This window comes from Nocardia sp. NPDC055053 (genome assembly GCF_053608285.1).
In genome coordinates, this window is record NZ_JBSGVD010000007.1 from 151014 (window position 1) to 165375 (window position 14362).

The 14362-nt window shown below is 61.6% G+C and carries 16 protein-coding genes; 9 read left to right on the plus strand and 7 right to left on the minus strand.

The window, feature by feature from the left end; genetic code table 11:
• Window positions 1-56 precede the first annotated feature (56 nt).
• Window positions 57-2093, plus strand: coding sequence for a phosphoenolpyruvate--protein phosphotransferase (gene ptsP / locus ACWF82_RS10115; RefSeq protein WP_452499865.1), 2037 nt, complete (start codon window positions 57-59; stop codon window positions 2091-2093).
• A gap of 149 nt (window positions 2094-2242) precedes the next feature.
• On the opposite strand, the gene ACWF82_RS10120 is transcribed toward ptsP, so the two are convergent.
• Window positions 2243-2416, minus strand: coding sequence for a hypothetical protein (locus tag ACWF82_RS10120; RefSeq protein WP_452500060.1), 174 nt, complete (start codon window positions 2414-2416; stop codon window positions 2243-2245).
• 84 nt (window positions 2417-2500) lie between these two features.
• Between ACWF82_RS10120 and rnhA the strand changes: the two genes are divergently transcribed.
• Window positions 2501-3388 (plus strand): ribonuclease HI, encoded by an 888-nt coding sequence (gene rnhA / locus ACWF82_RS10125; protein ID WP_452500054.1) that lies wholly within the window; start codon window positions 2501-2503, stop codon window positions 3386-3388.
• Window positions 3389-3521: 133 nt separating this feature from the next.
• The gene (locus ACWF82_RS10130) at window positions 3522-3827 is read left to right on the plus strand and encodes a replication-relaxation family protein (RefSeq protein ID WP_452499867.1); all 306 of its coding nucleotides are present in this window, start codon (window positions 3522-3524) and stop codon (window positions 3825-3827) included.
• On the opposite strand, the gene ACWF82_RS10135 is transcribed toward ACWF82_RS10130, so the two are convergent.
• Window positions 3766-4056: a hypothetical protein gene (locus tag ACWF82_RS10135; RefSeq protein ID WP_452499869.1), complete on the minus strand. Its 291-nt coding sequence runs from the start codon at window positions 4054-4056 to the stop codon at window positions 3766-3768. The two genes, ACWF82_RS10130 and ACWF82_RS10135, sit on opposite strands and share 62 nt — an antisense overlap.
• Window positions 4057-4949: 893 nt before the next feature.
• On the opposite strand from ACWF82_RS10135, the gene ACWF82_RS10140 reads away from it, so the two are divergent.
• The 3 genes from ACWF82_RS10140 to ACWF82_RS10150 are packed head-to-tail and all read left to right on the plus strand — an operon-like array spanning window position 4950 to window position 8598.
• The gene (locus ACWF82_RS10140; protein WP_452499871.1) at window positions 4950-5222 is read left to right on the plus strand and encodes a hypothetical protein; all 273 of its coding nucleotides are present in this window, start codon (window positions 4950-4952) and stop codon (window positions 5220-5222) included.
• On the plus strand, window positions 5219-5566 hold the full coding sequence (locus ACWF82_RS10145; RefSeq protein WP_452499873.1) for a hypothetical protein: 348 nt from the start codon (window positions 5219-5221) through the stop codon (window positions 5564-5566). Before ACWF82_RS10140 ends, ACWF82_RS10145 begins: the two co-directional genes overlap by 4 nt.
• 50 nt (window positions 5567-5616) lie before the next feature.
• A complete protein-coding gene (locus ACWF82_RS10150) occupies window positions 5617-8598 on the plus strand; it encodes an NACHT domain-containing protein (RefSeq protein WP_452499875.1) in 2982 nt (993 codons plus the stop codon).
• Window positions 8599-8655: 57 nt separating this feature from the next.
• Here the strand turns inward: ACWF82_RS10150 and ACWF82_RS10155 are convergent, their stop codons facing one another.
• From ACWF82_RS10155 to ACWF82_RS10170, 4 genes are all read right to left on the minus strand, one after another.
• A complete protein-coding gene (locus ACWF82_RS10155; RefSeq protein WP_452499877.1) occupies window positions 8656-8910 on the minus strand; it encodes a hypothetical protein in 255 nt (84 codons plus the stop codon).
• Between the two features lie 143 nt (window positions 8911-9053).
• Window positions 9054-9419 carry a hypothetical protein gene (locus ACWF82_RS10160; RefSeq protein WP_452499879.1) on the minus strand — a complete coding sequence of 122 codons (366 nt, stop codon included), beginning with the start codon at window positions 9417-9419 and terminating at the stop codon, window positions 9054-9056.
• On the minus strand, window positions 9404-10042 hold the full coding sequence (locus tag ACWF82_RS10165) for a hypothetical protein (protein WP_452499881.1): 639 nt from the start codon (window positions 10040-10042) through the stop codon (window positions 9404-9406). The genes ACWF82_RS10160 and ACWF82_RS10165 overlap by 16 nt, the downstream gene beginning before the upstream one ends.
• Window positions 10043-10048: 6 nt before the next feature.
• Window positions 10049-10327, minus strand: coding sequence for a hypothetical protein (locus ACWF82_RS10170; protein ID WP_452499882.1), 279 nt, complete (start codon window positions 10325-10327; stop codon window positions 10049-10051).
• A gap of 259 nt (window positions 10328-10586) precedes the next feature.
• Between ACWF82_RS10170 and ACWF82_RS10175 the strand changes: the two genes are divergently transcribed.
• A complete protein-coding gene (locus ACWF82_RS10175; protein WP_452499884.1) occupies window positions 10587-11792 on the plus strand; it encodes a helix-turn-helix domain-containing protein in 1206 nt (401 codons plus the stop codon).
• A gap of 3 nt (window positions 11793-11795) precedes the next feature.
• Here ACWF82_RS10175 and ACWF82_RS10180 read toward each other — a convergent pair whose 3' ends face one another.
• The gene (locus tag ACWF82_RS10180; protein WP_452499886.1) at window positions 11796-12188 is read right to left on the minus strand and encodes a YunG family protein; all 393 of its coding nucleotides are present in this window, start codon (window positions 12186-12188) and stop codon (window positions 11796-11798) included.
• 392 nt (window positions 12189-12580) lie between these two features.
• Here ACWF82_RS10180 and ACWF82_RS10185 point away from each other — a divergent pair, with 392 nt between their 5' ends.
• Complete coding sequence (locus ACWF82_RS10185) at window positions 12581-13267, plus strand: recombinase family protein (RefSeq protein WP_452499887.1); 687 nt, start codon at window positions 12581-12583, stop codon at window positions 13265-13267.
• Between the two features lie 13 nt (window positions 13268-13280).
• Window positions 13281-14006: a recombinase family protein gene (locus tag ACWF82_RS10190; protein WP_452499889.1), complete on the plus strand. Its 726-nt coding sequence runs from the start codon at window positions 13281-13283 to the stop codon at window positions 14004-14006.
• Window positions 14007-14362: the final 356 nt, after the last annotated feature.

Here is a 14362-nt window from a genome sequence, read left to right on the forward strand (position 1 = left end):
CCGGTCCTGGTGATGGTGCTGGGAGTGCCCCGCCCCGGACTTCGGAGAGCGAAAAGGTGCAGCGAGCCACCGAAATCGCCCGCGAGATCGAGTGGAACGGCCGGGGGTTCGCAGTCACCGAGTCCGGCCCGGTGTCACGGGCCGAGTTCATAGTCGACAATCCGCACGGGCTGCATGCCAGGCCCGCCGCCCGGCTGGTCGGTGTGGTGCGCGGACTCGACAGTTCCGTGCTGCTGGGCAATCTCACCACCGGCGCCGGTCCGGCGCCCGCCTCGAGTCTGAGCCGCATCGCCGCGCTGGGTGCACTCGCCGGTCATCGCCTCGAAGTCGCGGCGACCGGCGCCGATGCGGCGGAGGCCGTGGACCGGGTACTCGCCCTCGCCGCACGGCATTTCGACGAAAAGCCCGGCATCGTCGCCGAGGTCGCGCCCGTAGCGCGCGGGACCGGCCCGCTGCCCGCCTCACCTGGCATCGGAATCGGACCGAGCTGGCAGTTCGCCGCCGCGCGGTTCGACACCACCAACCTCGACGATCCCGGCCGAGCCGAGTCGCCGGCGGGCGAGCGGCGCAGGCTCGATGCCGCCATCGATAGGGTGCGCGCCGAAATCGACCGGCTACGGATCACCGCCGGGACGGACGCGGGCATCTTCGCGGCGCATCAGGTGCTGCTGGACGACACGGAAGTGCTCGACACCGTCCATTCCCGGATCGCCGCGGGGACGGGCGCGGCCCTCGCCTGGGCGAGCGTCCTCGATGCTGGTGCGGCGGAACTGGATCGGCTGCCCGACGAGTACCAGCGAGCGCGGGCCGGTGATCTGCGGGCCGTCCGTGACCAGGTACTCGCCGAACTGACGGGGCGTGCGACGCGAGTGGTCAGCCGCGCAGGCGTTCTCGTCGCCGCGGATCTCACCCCAGCCCAGGCCGCCGCGCTGGATCCGGCACAGGTCACCGGTATCGTGCTGGCCAACGGCAGCCCGACCGCGCACAGCACGATTCTGGTCCGCGCACACGGCATTCCGGCGGTTGTCGGCGCAGGCCCGCGCGTGCTGGAGACCGCGGCGGGGACCACCGTCGCGCTGGACGGGCAAACCGGTGCACTGGTCATCGATCCGGACCCTGAGGTCCAGGCCGAGTTTACCGAACGTGCTGTGAAGCAACAGCATCAGCGCGACGCTGCCCTCGTAGCCGCAGGCAAGCCCGCCGTCACCCGCGACGGCGTGACCGTGCACGTCGCGGCGAATATCAGCGACCTCGCGGACGCGGCCGCGGCCGTGCGCAACGGCGCCGACCTCGCCGGGCTGGTCCGCACCGAATTGCTGTTCCTCGGTCGGGCGGACGCGCCATCGATCGACGAACAGGAACAGGCCTACCGCGCCCTGGCCGAAGCTCTCGACGGCCGCAAACTGATCCTGCGCACCCTCGACGTCGGCGGCGACAAACCGCTGCCCTACATCGAGCAGGCACCCGAAGCGAATCCGTTTCTGGGCATGCGCGGTATCCGCCTCACCCTCGCACGGCCCGAACTACTGCGCGATCAGCTGACCGCGATCGGCCGGGTCGCCGCCGACCATCCCGTCGGGGTGATGTTCCCGATGGTGACCCAGCTGGCGGAACTCCTGGAGGCCCGCCGCATTCTGAGTGATGTTGTCCCACCGAACATTCCGCTGGACATCGGCATCATGGTGGAGGTCCCCGCGACCGCGGCCAAGACCGCCGCTTTCGCCGGCCACGTCGACTTCCTCAGCATCGGCACCAACGACCTCACCCAATACGCCATGGCCGCCGAACGAGGCAACGAATCCCTCGGCTCTCTCGCCGACCCCCTCGACCCCGGCGTCCTGCATCTGATCGACACCGTGAGCCGGGCAGCCACGGGCCGGGCCCGAGTCGCGGTCTGCGGCGAGGCGGCCGCCGACCCGGCCGCGGCCCCTGTCCTGCTCGGTCTCGGCGTCCACGAACTCAGCGTCGGCCCGCCATCGATCCCACTGGTGAAAGCCGCCGTCCGGGCACTGGATTCGACCTCCTGTCGCGCCCTCGCCACCCGCGCGCTGACCTGCTCGTCAGCGGAGGAGGTCAGAGCACTGATTCCCTGAACGACGGCCGCCTGGACCTTGCACACGGGCAGCCGCGTGATTCACTTTCGCCGAGCGAATCGCGCTCGGGCCGGCAACCAGTCCGGCGGCGTAGCGGGCCGAGGCGGGCACTCCGGCCACCACGGTCGAGGCAGTGTCGACCGGCAAGGTCAACGGTCGTCTGACTCCCGCGGCGGGACCGGCAACGGGCCGGGACCCGACAGGCGGACCACGCCCGCGTCGAGGTCGATCGCCAGCGCGGGGTGGTGGTCCTGGCCGTCGCTGTCACCGCTGCCCTCGTTCTGCAGCTTCTTACCCGGAAACAGTTCGCCCATGATGCCCACGACTCCACGATAGCGAGTCGCGAGCGGTTGAGATGTCACCAGAAGCGCGAGATCGGCCTCCGGCCCGACGCGTACCGTTGTGTCATGGCGGAAAGTGGGGAACGCATCGTCGAGATCTATACCGACGGTGCATGTTTGGGGAATCCCGGACCGGGTGGATGGGGCGCGATCCTTCGATACGGTGATCGAGAGAAACAGCTCTACGGGGGCATACCGGCGACGACCAACAACAGGATGGAATTGATGGCGGCGATTCGAGCCCTCGAAGCGCTCACCCGTCCATCTACCGTACGGTTGTATTCGGACAGTCAGTACGTGGTGCTGGGCGTGACGAACTCGCTGCGTCGATGGCAGGCCAATGGATGGCTCACCAAGAGCAAGCGAGCCGTCAAGAACATCGACCTGTGGGAACAGCTGGCCGAGGTGCTGGGGCGGCATACCGTCGAATGGGTGTGGGTTCGCGGTCACGCCGGTCACGTCGACAATGAGCGCGCAGATCGGTTGGCGGTGAAGGGTGCGGAGGAAGCGCGTAGCATGGCGTCGGCCGAACCGGCGCCGGGTCTGTTGCCTTACCACCCGTCGGATCTGTTCGGTACCGCAGACTCTGCGGCCGCCGCGGTCGTCGGCAGCGCGTCGACACCCGAGCAGGTGCTGGAGGAGGAACTGTGCCGACATGAACTCGGCCCGGGGCAGTGCGACTACTGCCGTGCGCTCCCGCCTGGAGTGTTGGCCCGTGGCTACCGGACGGCGGGCGGACGGGCCTATCACAACGACCGGCGATGCCAGTGGCTCCACGAGGGGCAGCTGAGGTCCGCGCGCAGTGGTCGCGAGGTCCACGATATCGTCGCGGTGTCCTGGTACGCGGTCGGTCCAGCCGAACTGGCGCCCTGCGAGTGGTGTTGTACTCCGCAGTGGATCGCCCGGAACCGGCATCTCCACGCCCAAGCTCTGCCAACAGTACGACCTGTCTAAATGGAGAATCCTCAAGATCCTCGACGACCATAACGTCCCTACGCGGCAGCCACGGCACCTGACCGAGGTTCAGATCGACCAGGCCGTCGAGCAGTACGAAGCCGGAGACTCTCTCTCCACCATCGCCAAACAGATGGGTAGCGCCGCGGGTGATGGCCGAACCTACATCGGTACCGGCGGCGCTCGGCTAACCCTCAAACCGGATCTGTATGCCGAAACCGCTTCGCCACCAGGTAGCGAGTATGTCGACGGAGCGTTCATCGAGATCGACATGGGTACTGAGAGCATTCCCACCCTGATCCGGAAGTGCCGCGAGTACGAGTCATACCGCAGACAAGGCATCGAACAGGATCGCAGCGACGGAGCGTTTCCGGTTGTCATCTGGAGCAGTGCGGGCAGCCGTGGTGCGGGCTGGACAGATCGGGCATGCTGTCGATGACGCTGGCGGGGTTGGTGTTCCAACCAACGACCCGGTAATCCATCGGAGCCTCCGTGCTGATGCCCGACGACAGCACATGAATGTCCGCGTTCGGGATCTGCGCTGCCCGATCGAGTAGCGGCAACACGTTCAGGCCCGGCGTGGTGGAAGTGGCCTCACTCAGCGTGACGCCGAGCTTGTCGATGGCGGCGTTGATCTGACGATCGGCGTCGGCCGTGGCGTGCTGCACCTGACCGTTCGGGCGTACTGGGGTGAGGTCGGTCGTGATGACCTCGCCGCTGGTGGATGTGATCAGGCGTACGGTGGCGTCACCCTTGCGCTTCGAGTGCTAGGCCATGTTGGTCAGGTCGGTCGCGAGCGAATCCGGCAGGGCCGGGCGGGGTTCCGCACTGGTGGCCGTAAGTACCAAGGTGGCGGAACGAGCAGACAACGACCGGGTTGAAGAACCACACGCGGTCACCAAGCCGGTTATGAGGATGAAGAATACGAGGAACAGGACGAGGCGGGGTGAGACATTCGGAGAAAGCGGGTGGCAGAACCACCGCGGGGATTGCGCTTTCGGGAGGTGGCGCATGTGAGCCTCCTTGCTGTGGGTGGATAAGGAGCAGAATCGAAGGGTTGGTTGGGAATAAGTCGTTTCGGCACCAGCCGGACTGGTGCCGAAACGCCTGCGAGAGTTAGGTATCACCACCGTTCAGGCCGTGACCGCAGCCGGGGCACAGGTTGCCCGTTGGTCGCCTATGTCGCCCGTGTCGTGGCTGTGAAAGTCGCACCTTGATGGTCGCTTCCAGCGACACAAGCAAATACGAGACCATGAACAGAACCCACGCAGTGAGGGTGGATTGCATTGAATTCCTTTGGATGGGTTTGCGGATCAATCAGGGATTGTCCCGGCTTCCGGGATGGAAGCAATTCGACTGTGGCATGTGGAATCGGGGAGCGGAACCGAAGTTGGCCGCAAGTTGGGTGTGACCTGCGACGACGCCCAACTTGCGGCCAAGTTGTCAGTGAACTCCCTTGACAGCGGGATGGCATCCAAGTATTGGCCCAGAAATGGATCATCGATGGCAGGTCTCGTAATTTTGCGCCTTATATGCTTATATATTTATAGAAGAATTAAATATGACAGACCCCAACCGTTACTCCTCGTCGCAACCTCAACCTGAACGGAAGTACCCGGAATTTCCGGCGGACCCTCTTCCGCTTGGACAATTTGATCCGGCTGCCATCGCATATCTGTTTGAGCTGACTGGAAAGCATTGGCTTACCGGTCGATATAGAGACGAAGGCAATGAGGCGACCGATGCGGGTGGCGTCTATTCCGCCGTGGAACAAGGCGTGCGCCAACTGGTAGAACAGAACACCGGTTTTGAAGGGATGTCCTGTATCTCATGACCAATAGCGATGACTGGCAAAAGGAGTTGTCGGCAACAATGCTGGGCTCGCTATTGCGACGCGAGCATGAAACTAACGATATAGATCATATGGTGACGACTGCGGCGCATTTAGTGCGACTCATGCATGAGGAAGAAGCGGGTCAATTATCTGGCGAGGTTCTATCGGAGCAGACGCCGTTGAGCTTCTTTGCTGCCGCAACTACTGCGATGAAAGATTTGGTCAGAAATCACGATCTGTCCCCGGACGATCCTTCTTCAACAAGCTGGCTCCGGCCGGATTTTCATAAATGGTTTGAGGCGGAGCTGCTGAATTACCTCGAGCCCGAGGAAATTCATGGCTGATTGAGGCCTAATGGGATCATGATACCTTCGTGTAAGCTATAATGTTGGCCGTGACAGATAGGGATGCGGGCCGTTCCAAGGCGATGGTGCATGAACTGGCGGCGCTGTACCTATACAGGGTCCGGGTAGAAGCTGGGCTACGAGCCGGTTCTTATCGGGATAGCGAGCCGGTCAAGCTAGGCGACCGGAAGTACAGTCATGCGAAATATCACGTAGACTTGTATTATATTGCGCGCCTTGTCGAAAGGCTCTGTCCGGAACTGTTGGCGCTCGACCCTGTGGTGGCATTGGAGAATCTCTTCGGCCATGCCATGCAGGACAAGAGATTTGATCGGTCAATAGATCAGCAAAGTAAAATCACAAAGCGTGGCCTACTAAGAACCATGTACATCCTAGGTGACATGGAACGCGAGGCAGACGAGGGGAAGTTCGCATCGGAGTTGATGAAGCAAATTTTTGCTTCTGAACCAGACCGGGCCAGTAAAATCTGGGCGGGTCGACGAAGGCGCTGGATCGACGACGCCCGAGAAAGATTGGTGGATGCACTCCTCAAGTTGGAAGAGGAATTCGAAGCCAAATCTGCCCCACAGGAACCCGCGCTCGATAGCACGCAGTCGGTTGACCAATTTGCAGGGAATAGATCGACCGAATTCGTGTTGGATGCTGCTCGCATGGCCTCCAGTCAAACCGAAACCAGCGAAGAGGATGCGGGTACGAAATCAACCGGCGCCCCCGCTGTTTCAAGTGCCTTCGTTGGTAGCCCGCTGGTTCACATAGACACTGTCAATGTGAACCCTCCGCAATCGCGGCGTCTACTTGATCCTACTAATGCACAGTTCGAAGCCGCCAAAATGCTCACGCAGACTGTGCTTAAGCGCTGTAAAGAAGAGCGAAGGGCGCTCCGGCTCGAATCAACCCACCCCATGCCCGTCCGATGGTCATTGACCAAGCAACAGCGGGCAGATCGTCGCGTCAACGCTTTCGGCGGCTCGGGGCCGTTTGCGTTCGACGCAACCTCCAAAGACCACCTCGATGCTGCTGCCCAGTTTCGGAAGCTTGCGCGAAGTCGTCTAGTAATACTAGGCGAGTCCGGGGCTGGTAAGACGGTTTTTGCTGAGACGCTCCAATGGGGCCTACTTGAGCAGAAAGAATGGGAGATCGTTCCGATCTTTCTCCGCGCCAATAGCTGGAATGTCGCCGAGCAGAAGTCGCTGAGAGACTGGATTGTCCATCGTTTGACAATCGACTATCCCGAAGTGTGGGGAAGAAGTCAGAAAACCTTGCCCGGCGAGTTGTATGACGCCCACCTGATACTCCCTGTCATTGACGGCCTCGATGAAGTCGTCAGCGGTATCCGATCGGATATCGTGAAGGCTCTCAATCAACACCTTACCCAGCACGATGGACTGGTGGTGAGTTGCAGGACCGAAACGTACAGAGAAATTGTCGAAGAGTCCGGCATAATTGCTCGTGCCGCTGTCATTGAGGCACATCCGCTGAAAGGCGAGGAAGCGGCGAAGTACCTGGTCGACCTTGCGCCGGAGGGAGACCCGACATGGCTGGAAATGAAGAATGCTCTTGTGAGCGAGCGGTCGCAGCCATTGTCCAAGGTCTGTTCCAGCCCGCTCGGCCTCTGGCTTGTGCGAACAATTTATATAGACAAGGATTACCAGCGCGATCAAGGGGCTGTCGCAACAACTCCGCTAGAACTGCTCGACACAGACCGTTTTGGTGACCCTGAAACAATCCAAAACTATCTCTTCGACTGCCTGGTACCGGCAGTGCTTGATCGGCGCACTGTATCGGAGGAAGATAAAGCAGACCTGCGGCGTCCTCGAACGAAATGGAGGATCCGGGAGTCCGAACAGTGGCTGTCACATGTTGCACGCACGGTTGATCCTGGCGGCACTATCGAATGGTGGCATCTCTCTGGCAAACCACAAGTAAAATGGCGAACTGTAAATCAGCTTATTGATTGGCTATTTGAGGGCCGCCAATCGCGAATTACATTTTCGATTATCGCCTTGGTAGTTGCGCTAGGTTTCCTCGCCTATGAGGAAGTGTGGTACCTGCATATTCTGGTATCCGCCGTCATGTTGCTGTCTCCATTCGCTGCTGTGCCAATCGTCCTGGTGTGGCGAATACGCCGGATTGAGGAACCTCCGATGCCGACCGGATCGAAGAGTCTGAAAGACTTTGTCGGATACGAAATTCGGCACGAGGCTAAAGGTTTCCTTTGGGCTCCGCTCGTTGGCGGTGCCTTCCTAGGATTCTTCGCTTGGTACGGAAACCTGCCCTTCTCGAAGATGGATATGCTATGCGGTTGGATGGTCGACATGTTGCCCGCCGGTCTGTCTATGTCGGCAGTGGCGGCGATTTGGGCAGTGATTGGTGTACTGGTCGCGCCCGTGCTCGTTTTTCTGGCGAGCGTCCAGCACGGAATTTCCCGATGGCTTCGCCCCAAGGAGCACGATTCGGGATGTCCCAAACACAGTCCGCGGCTCAAACATGACGCCTATCAGCGGGAGCAGTGGGACAGCGTGGAACAATGCTGCATTACTTGCGGTTGGAGTTGCAACTGTCCGAATTGCGAGAGTATTCGTGGTGCATGGCGAAACCCGGAGTCGACCTACCGAGTTAGTAGGATTCGGGCGCTGGCTGGTATTCCCGTCAATATTCTGTACATGGTGGTCGTAGTTGGATTCATCATTTGGTTCTATTCGATGCCGGATGGCTCGACGCCGTCGGATTCATCTCATTGGGTTGCGATGGCTCCGCTTATGCTGATTATCGCGATCCCGTTCGCTATTCCTATCGGGGTGGCTTTGACTATCGCGCGGGAGCCTTCGTGGTACTCCTACTTTTTCGTATCACGCTGGTCCGCCCGCCGAGGGAAGCTCCCCAAGAAGACCATCGATTTCCTGGAGGACATGCACCGCGTTGGCCTATTCCGGATCGACGGTGCAGCTTATCGCTTCCGCCACATTGAGCTACAACGCCACATGTTGAACAAGATGTCAGATGGCGGGTAGCGATGTCACTCCGGCAGCGTGCACCTGAGGCCGGATTCTGAATCCTTCACCGTGCGTTCAATCCCAGGCTATAGCTAACAGCTTGGCCGCCGCTTGCAAGTGCACCCAGCAGTCATCCGGTCGGTGCATCCCGTGACTCTCGCGCAATTGGCTTGCCCGGCTGACCGTCAATTCCATCAGGTATGCGTCACACAGGATCTCGGCCAACGGTCCGTCCGCGTGCACGAAGGTCTGATCTGGCAGATCTCGATACCGCCGCGGCATTGGCTGCGGCAGATCACCTCTCGCGTCCTGTGGATCTTCGATCGTCACGACGGTGCCTGTCCACGTACGTCACCCATCCGCGTGCCGCTTCTGCGCCGGGACTGCTCATCACTTTGTGCCGAGGCTTCTTCGGTCATATGAGTTCGCTTTCTGCATCGAGATTTTGTCTGTGGATGTTGCACAGTGCCAGTTCAATACGGCTGGCGCGAGGAATCCGGTGTCACCCGTCCGGCGTCGATGAGCGTCCGGAAGGCGACAGCCTTCCGGACGCACCCATCCAGGCGGCAGTTGCGATGCACCTGCATCTCGCGGTGGGCTTCGTCGGCGGTAAAGGGCCGATCGGGTGCATCGTGCGTCCACGAGTACGGCCAGATGCTCAATGCGGCACCGCTTGTCGATGGCGTTGACCCAGCATCACCGCCCGATGCCGGCTTGGCGGCGCTCGAACCACTTTGATCGTCGGGCCGCCTCAGGGCCATAGCGACCACGGAGGCGAGCAGTGCGATTGCTGCGATGCCTGCGACTGCGGCAAAGAGAAGGTTCATCCAGATCGGCATGGGTCACAGCCCGCTGGAATACGTCGTCCGGTTTCAATCTCGGCTGCCAAGGCGTCGTATCCGTCGCACAGTTCCATCAGCAACACCGCTTCGGGGCGATCGCTGACATTGGGTGCATAGGCGTTGAGCAGTTCCCACAGCTGTGCCATCCGGGCGGCGATATCCCCGACAGATTCGGTATGCGCCACCACGTCGAGTTGCGTGTTGTCCGGGGCGAAGGGCAGAACCGGCACGCTCTGGTCGTGGCGACGACGCATCTTCAGCCGATCACGGACGGCATCGTCGATGATCGTGACCAACATGACGATGTCCGTCCGGGCTGAAACAAGGGTTCTACCAGCTGTTCTCAGCTCTTCAAGAGAGGCGGTTTCGTCGGTGAGGATTTCCTCCGCCAACCGTTCTTCGCGCTGGCAGGCCACCAGGTCGAAGGAAGGTTCGAGGATGTCACGACCAGCGACCGGCCGGAGCCTCGCGAACGAGGCAAGGAACATCTCCGATGACGGCAGCGGTTCGAGCAGTGCTTGGCCGCGAGCCGCATCGACCGGGTCCAGGTCGTTGGCGCGATGCGAATGATCGTGCGGTAGGCCGGGTTCGGGTGGATCGCTATGCGAGATGGCAGTCACCACCGATCACCGCGGCTTGCTGGCTGAGGGCACCACGCGTCCGGCCTCGACAAGCGCATCGAGCTCGGCTGCTTTCCTCAAGCAGCGGGTAGCGCGGCAGGCCACATGGACCTGCATCACCAAGTGGGACTGTTCGATGGTGAACGGCAGCCTCGGGGCAGCGTGGGCGGCAGCATCGTAAAGGGCAGCCAGTTGGTAGATGGCAAGCGAATTGGTAACGGCCATGAGCGGCATCTCCGGTTTCCGAACGGGCGAACAGGCCAGCAGGCGGTTGGTGCCCGGCACCGGGGGCTTTCGCCACCGGTCTGCCACCCACGGGTAAACCGGTGCGCCGCTGAAGGGTACGGCGTCGGCCCGGTGCCGGGTACCGCGTTGGACCGTAAGCCCGGAAAACCGCCGCTTTCGCCCAGAAATAGCTAGTCCGTGCGCCGTTATACGGAAATCGGTATATGGTGCGGACGGGGCCGCAACCGTACGGCGAAGGCGGCCTACCCGGCACAACCCAAGTAGGCTCGGCCACGCAAGGGGGTATCCGAGAATGTCTATGACAACGGGCGAGACCATCCGGCGGATTCGGCAGTCCAGCGGGATGACTCAGGCGGATCTGGGTGCGCTCCTTCATTTCACTCAACCGGCAATTTCACAGCTGGAGCACGACGGCCCCGCCAGCTACGATCTCCGCGTGTTGCGCCGTGTGGCCATCGCACTCCAAGTGCCATTGGCCATACTGGCGGCCGAGTCGGACGAGGAGGCGGACGTGCGGCGTCGCCAGTTCTTCAAGACGGGTGCGGTTGGGGTTGCTACGACTGTCGGTGGGAACAAGCGCCAGGAGATCGCTCCGTCGGCAGCTTCTGGACCGAAGGTTGGTGCCACGGATGTCGAGCGAATCACCAAGAGCATCGACAAAATTCACGAATTGCAGCTGATGGCTGGCGGTGATCGGCTGTGTGAGATCGCCTCCAATGAAGTTCGCTACGTTGAGCAACTCCTCGATGGTGGCAGCTACACCGACAGGGTCGGCAAAGCTCTGACCAGCGCCGGTGCCGAGATGATGACCGCCGCCGGTTGGGTGCATTACGACGCCGGCCGTTGGAAGGACGCCAAGCGCTACTACGCGGATGCGGCCCAGGCGGCCACCGTGAGTGGCGACGGCATCGCCGCCGCACATACCTGGATCAACGCCTGCCTGCTGTCGTACCGCGAAGGTTCACGGCCGAAAGAGGGCGTGCAGCTCGCCCAAGCAGCGCAACTCGCCGCTAGGCGAGAGGGAGGCCCAAAGCTGCGGGCACTAGCCGCGATTCGCGAGGCCGAGGCGCTCAGCGTGATCGGTGATCGTTCCGCGATGGTTGGTGCGGTCAATCGGGCGCACCGGGCCTATGAATCGACCAGAGGTCACGATCCGGCTTACCTTGCCCATCTGCCGGAAGCACAGCTCAGCGGATTGACCGGCCTGGCATTCATGCGCTTGGGCGACCACAGCGAAGCGGCCACATATCTGCGATCTGCTATCGACGGCACCGCGGCCTACCCGCGCGAGCAGACTGCCTGGCAGGTTCGCCTGGCTGAGAACTATGTTCAGGCCGGGGCGATTGCCGATGGCTGCGGGGTACTCATTGAGAACTTCGCGGGGATCAGCAAGGTGGCCTCGACCCGCCTGCAAACAACGCTCACCGAGATCGCAGATGAGCTGCGTCGGCATACGGCGGTGGCGGAAGTACGCGAGTTTTTCGGGCTCTGGACTGCCCGATGATCCCTAGCCACTGAGGCATTCGGCGACCCGCGTACGCAGTAGTTCGTAGCGCTGTTTGGTGTGCTCGTACGAGAGACAGAACTCGCGCGTTGAGGCGAAGCCCTTGGTTTTCGGTGCCGGTTCGGAGAACTGAGTGTGTTCCGGGAACTGCTCGGAGGTGAGATCAACCGGCCTGCCGTCGATGAGATTGAAGTAGTGGGAGACGGTGTCCCCGTTGGGCAAGGTGGCGGTCGTGTGGAGGATATCGCCGCCTAGATGATCGTTGACGACGCAGGCGGTAACGGCGCACTGGCCCTTGGAGGGGTTGCCGTCGGACCAGGCCACCGCAGCGCTCGTGTCGGCCGACCAGGCAGATCGGATCGCTTGGCGGAGTGCTTCGAGCGGGACGGCAACCATGAGGGCGAGGGTATCAGCGCTAGCTGAACAGGATGTGGGCCAACCGAATAGGCGTTTATCAGGTCGAGAGATGCAAATGCATACTCATGAGTCAGCTAACGGGATCAGATTGTGCCGTTTACCGCAATAATTCGGCCATTTCACACTGCACCTGCTTGGCTCGGTAGGGCGATACGCCAAATAGCCGAAAAAGCCGAACTGCCTTGAGAATAGCCACTTTGGGGGTACAGTTAACTTATGGCGACCGCGCATTTGAGACGTTGGTGATCTTATATCACGCATCCACGAGGGACGTCATTTGTGGCGTCCCTCGTGCTGTTTACGGGCAACAAGATCCTGACCCCTCGTTGCTGTGGCCACGTCACTGTAGTCACAGCAAAAGGAGGCAGCTTATGGACGAAAGCAATTCTCGCAACATTCCGGCATACATTGAGGATCTGGTCACAGCCAGGCATGGTCGCGCGAACCGGGGCGAGGCCGACCCCCTGGGAACCACTCCGCTTCTCGCTCCGTCAGCGCCGACCCTGATCTACCTTCGAGTGTCCACGAAAGGGCAGCTCGACACCGCCCTCGACATCGACCCCAACGGGCTGTCCATCGCCACTCAGCAGGATGAATGCGTCACCAAGGTCAATGCCGTCGGCGGCGAACTGGTGCATCCGCCGTTCATCGAGGGCGGCGTCTCCGCCAAGGACGTCGAGCACCGACCGGCGTTCAAGGAGATGCTCGCCTACATCCACGCCCACCCCGGCATCAAGTACGTCATCACCTACAACCGGGCGCGCGCCTTCCGCAATCATTTTGACGCCGCTATCCACATCGCCCAGCTCCAGAAACTCGGCATCCGCCTGATCACCGTCAAGGACGACTTCGGCGAAGGCCCCGCGGCGACCGCGATGGAAGGCATGCTCGACGTCATGAACGGCCTCATGAACACCATGAACGGCCTCGACGTCGCCGCCAAGATGGCTTACAAAGCCCACCCACGGCGGCACCATCGGCCGCGCCAAACTCGGCTACCTCAACACCAAAACCGACATCGGCGGCAAGAAGATCGCCACCGTCATCCTCGACTCTGACCGCTCCGATCTCGTGCGTAAAGCCTGGGAACTGTACGCCACCGGCGAGTACAGCATCGAACGCCTCGAAGCCACCATGGCCGACTTCGGCCTGACCGCGCGCCCAGCCGCCCGCAACCCCCACATCCATCCCGTGTCCGCCAACAAGCTGGACCAGATGCTCGGTGACTCGTACTACCTGGGATACGTCATCTACAAGGGCGACATCTATCCCGGCAACCACGAACCCCTCGTCGATGAAGAACTGTTCCAGAAAGTCCAGGAAGTCCGTGACCTCAGAAGCGCCAGAGGCCAACGCGATCGCGTCCACCAGCACTACCTCAAAGGAGGCATCTTCTGCCAGCGTTGCCACACCCAGGGGCGCACCTCGCGCCTGATCTTTACGCAGCCCACCGGCAGGGCAGGCAAGAAGTACGGCTACTTCGTTTGCCGGGGCCGTCAAGAGGGCTTGTGCGATCTGCCGCACCTTCGGATCGAGGATGTCGAAGACGCAGTAGTCGAGCATTACCGCAGCTTCGCGCTGCCGATTGGGTTCATCACCGACGTGCGCCGTGTCCTCGATCACACCCTGAGCAACGAGCACGCCGCCACCAAAGAACTTCACGCAAGCCTGACCCGGCGCATCCGCGACCTCGATACCCAGGAAACCGGCTCGTTGACGCCCTCGCCGATGGCACCCTGCCCGGTGACAAGATCCGCGCCAAGCTACGAGACATCACGATCAAGAAAGACCGCCTAAAACTCGGCTTGGCCGACGCCAGTGCAGAACTCGCCACTGGAGCCGACGTCCTGCGCCGCAGCCTCGACCTCCTGTTGGACCCGTACGCGATGTACCAGGGCGGTGCCGACAAAACATCCGCCGCCTGCTCAACCAAACCTTCTTCGAGCGCCTCTATGTCGATGAAACCACCGCCACCGTCGTCCCGGCCGATGAGAAGACGCCGCTGTTTGCGGAGCTGCACGAGGCCAACTGGATTCACCAACGCCGAACGGCGGGGCAGGGCATCACTGCGGTCTCCCGCGCCGCCCACGGCCGGATAGACGGCATAACCAGCCAGCAGGGCACGCAAACCGACGCCAACGCTCAGCGGACCG

What these genes read in the sequence shown, in the direction of transcription:
- ACWF82_RS10185 (WP_452499887.1), top strand. Translation starts at nt 12,581, where the DNA reads ATGGACGAAAGCAATTCTCGCAACATTCCGGCATACATTGAGGATCTG.
- ACWF82_RS10130 (WP_452499867.1), top strand. Translation starts at nt 3,522, where the DNA reads ATGGGTAGCGCCGCGGGTGATGGCCGAACCTACATCGGTACCGGCGGC.
- ACWF82_RS10140 (WP_452499871.1), top strand. Translation starts at nt 4,950, where the DNA reads ATGACAGACCCCAACCGTTACTCCTCGTCGCAACCTCAACCTGAACGG.
- rnhA (WP_452500054.1), top strand. Translation starts at nt 2,501, where the DNA reads ATGGCGGAAAGTGGGGAACGCATCGTCGAGATCTATACCGACGGTGCA.
- ACWF82_RS10145 (WP_452499873.1), top strand. Translation starts at nt 5,219, where the DNA reads ATGACCAATAGCGATGACTGGCAAAAGGAGTTGTCGGCAACAATGCTG.
- ACWF82_RS10160 (WP_452499879.1), bottom strand. Translation starts at nt 9,419, where the DNA reads ATGCCGATCTGGATGAACCTTCTCTTTGCCGCAGTCGCAGGCATCGCA.
- ACWF82_RS10180 (WP_452499886.1), bottom strand. Translation starts at nt 12,188, where the DNA reads ATGGTTGCCGTCCCGCTCGAAGCACTCCGCCAAGCGATCCGATCTGCC.
- ACWF82_RS10175 (WP_452499884.1), top strand. Translation starts at nt 10,587, where the DNA reads ATGACAACGGGCGAGACCATCCGGCGGATTCGGCAGTCCAGCGGGATG.